The sequence below is a fragment of the Aerococcus sp. L_32 genome (assembly GCF_050689315.1).
In genome coordinates this window covers 1-2,032 of the sequence record NZ_JBOEQF010000349.1, presented here as the reverse complement: position 1 = coordinate 2,032, position 2,032 = coordinate 1, and the positions used below count along the sequence as shown (strand labels likewise).

Annotated in this window: 3 protein-coding genes; all 3 read left to right on the top strand. The window is 40.8% G+C overall.

Going from position 1 to position 2,032, the window contains the following annotated elements:
* Positions 1 to 985 (top strand): beta-ketoacyl-ACP synthase II (locus ACRCJ0_RS12775; protein ID WP_431390668.1); only part of this gene is annotated, 985 nt, incomplete at its 5' end.
* Positions 986 to 988: 3 nt separating this feature from the next.
* The gene (gene accB, locus ACRCJ0_RS12770) at positions 989 to 1,501 is read left to right on the top strand and encodes an acetyl-CoA carboxylase biotin carboxyl carrier protein (protein ID WP_431390667.1); all 513 of its coding nucleotides are present in this window, start codon (positions 989 to 991) and stop codon (positions 1,499 to 1,501) included.
* A gap of 23 nt (positions 1,502 to 1,524) precedes the next feature.
* Entirely contained in the window at positions 1,525 to 1,998 is a 474-nt protein-coding gene (gene fabZ, locus ACRCJ0_RS12765) for a 3-hydroxyacyl-ACP dehydratase FabZ (protein WP_003142766.1), read from the top strand.
* Positions 1,999 to 2,032 lie beyond the last annotated feature (34 nt).

The following is a 2,032-nucleotide window of genomic DNA, read 5'->3' as shown; positions in this document are numbered from 1 at the left end:
GGACGCGAATCTAGACGTTGAAAATGCTGACGTTGACCGTATCGGGGTTTACTTAGGTACTGGTATCGGTGGTATTCAAGAAATCGAAAAAGGTGTGTTAAAAATGCAAGATAAAGGAATCAAACGAGTGAACCCTTTATTCGTACCTGTTTCTATTTCAAATATGGGTGCTGCCAATATCTCTATGCACTTTGGCTTAAAAGGGCCAGCTTTAACTATGGTTACAGCTTGTGCTTCTGCTAACAATGCCATTGGTGAAGCTTTCCGTTATATTAAACATGGTTATGCAGATGTCATGATTGCTGGTGGTGCTGAAGGTGCGATTAACGAAATCGGTTTAGGTGGTTTCGACAACCTAACAGCGACAAGTGATTCAACTGATCCAAACCGCGCTTCAATCCCATTCGATAAGGACCGTAATGGTTTTGTGATGGGTGAAGGTGCTGGTATCTTGGTATTAGAATCCTTAGAATCAGCGCAAGCTCGTGGTGCAAACATCTATGCTGAAATCGGTGGTTACGGTTCTACTTCAGACGCTTACCACTTAACTGCGCCATCTGAAGATGGTTCTGGTGCAGCGAAAGCGATGTTAAACGCTTTAGAAGAAGGTAACATCGCTAAAGAGGAAGTTTCTTACATAAATGCTCACGGTACAAGTACCCCAGCAAATGATTCTTCTGAAACAGTTGCGATTAAACGTGCATTTGGTGAAGAATTGGCTTATAAAATTCCAGTTTCTTCTACAAAATCATCAGTTGGTCACTTACTAGGTGCTGCTGGTGCTGTTGAAGCTATTGCAAGTATCATGGCTATCCAAGATTCATTTATTCCAGCTACATTAGGCTACAAGAATCCAGATCCATTATGTGATTTAGATATCGTACCGAATGTTGGACGCGAACAAGAAGTAAACGTTGTTGTCAGCAACACTTTAGGTTTTGGTGGACACAACACAGTTATTGCCTTTAAAAAGGTTGGTGAATAAGGCTTGAAACACGAAGAAATTAAAGATTTAATCAGCCAGATTGATTCGTCTACGATTCAAGAGTTTTCATTCCAAACACAAGCGGATTCTTTATATATTTCAAAAATTAAAGAACGCCAAACACAAACTGAACACACTGCAAGCACAAGCGTGAATCAACAAGCTACCACAAACGCAGAAGCTACACCTCCTGCAGTAGCCCAAGAGACGAAGAGTAAAGAAACTATAGCGCCTGCCACAGAAGCAGCAGCAACACCTAGTGCACCTGCTACGTCAGCTGGCAAAACGATTGACAGTCCTTTAGTTGGTGTTGTTTATCTAGCTAAGAACCCTGATCAACCAGCCTTCAAGAAAGTAGGCGACAGCGTTGAAGCTGGTGAAACTGTTTGTATCGTTGAAGCGATGAAAGTGATGAACGAAATTCCAGCTGATATTTCTGGAACAGTCGTGAACGTCTTAGTTGAAGACGGCCAAGTTGTTGAATTCGGCCAACCATTATTTGAAATTAGCGAATAATTATTCTAAAGGAGTATTAAAAAATGACTGAATATGCAGAACGTAAAGAACCTGTTCTAACAGCTATGCAGGTACAAGAAATCATCCCTAACCGTTTCCCAATCTCATTTGTGGACCGAGTGGATGAAATTATCCCAGGTGAAAAAGTTGTTGCCCGTAAAAACGTGACGATCAATGAAGAATTCTTTGTTGGTCACTTCCCAGGTAACCCTGTAATGCCTGGTGTTTTACAAGTAGAAACAATGGCACAAGTGGGCTCAATTCCATTATTATCTCAACCAGACTTTAAAAATAAAATCGCTTATTTAGCTGGTTTAAACAACGTGAAATTCCGTAAAAACGTTGTACCTGGTGACGTACTTGAAATCACAGTTGAAATTGTGAAATTGAAGAAACGTATGGGTATCGGTAAAGGAACTATCCGTAATGAATACGGCGAGGTTTGTTCAGAAGCAGAAATGACCTTTATCATTTCTAACGTAGATAAAGTCGACTAGTTTGCTGGTACAACCTGAAATAGGGCCAACGGCA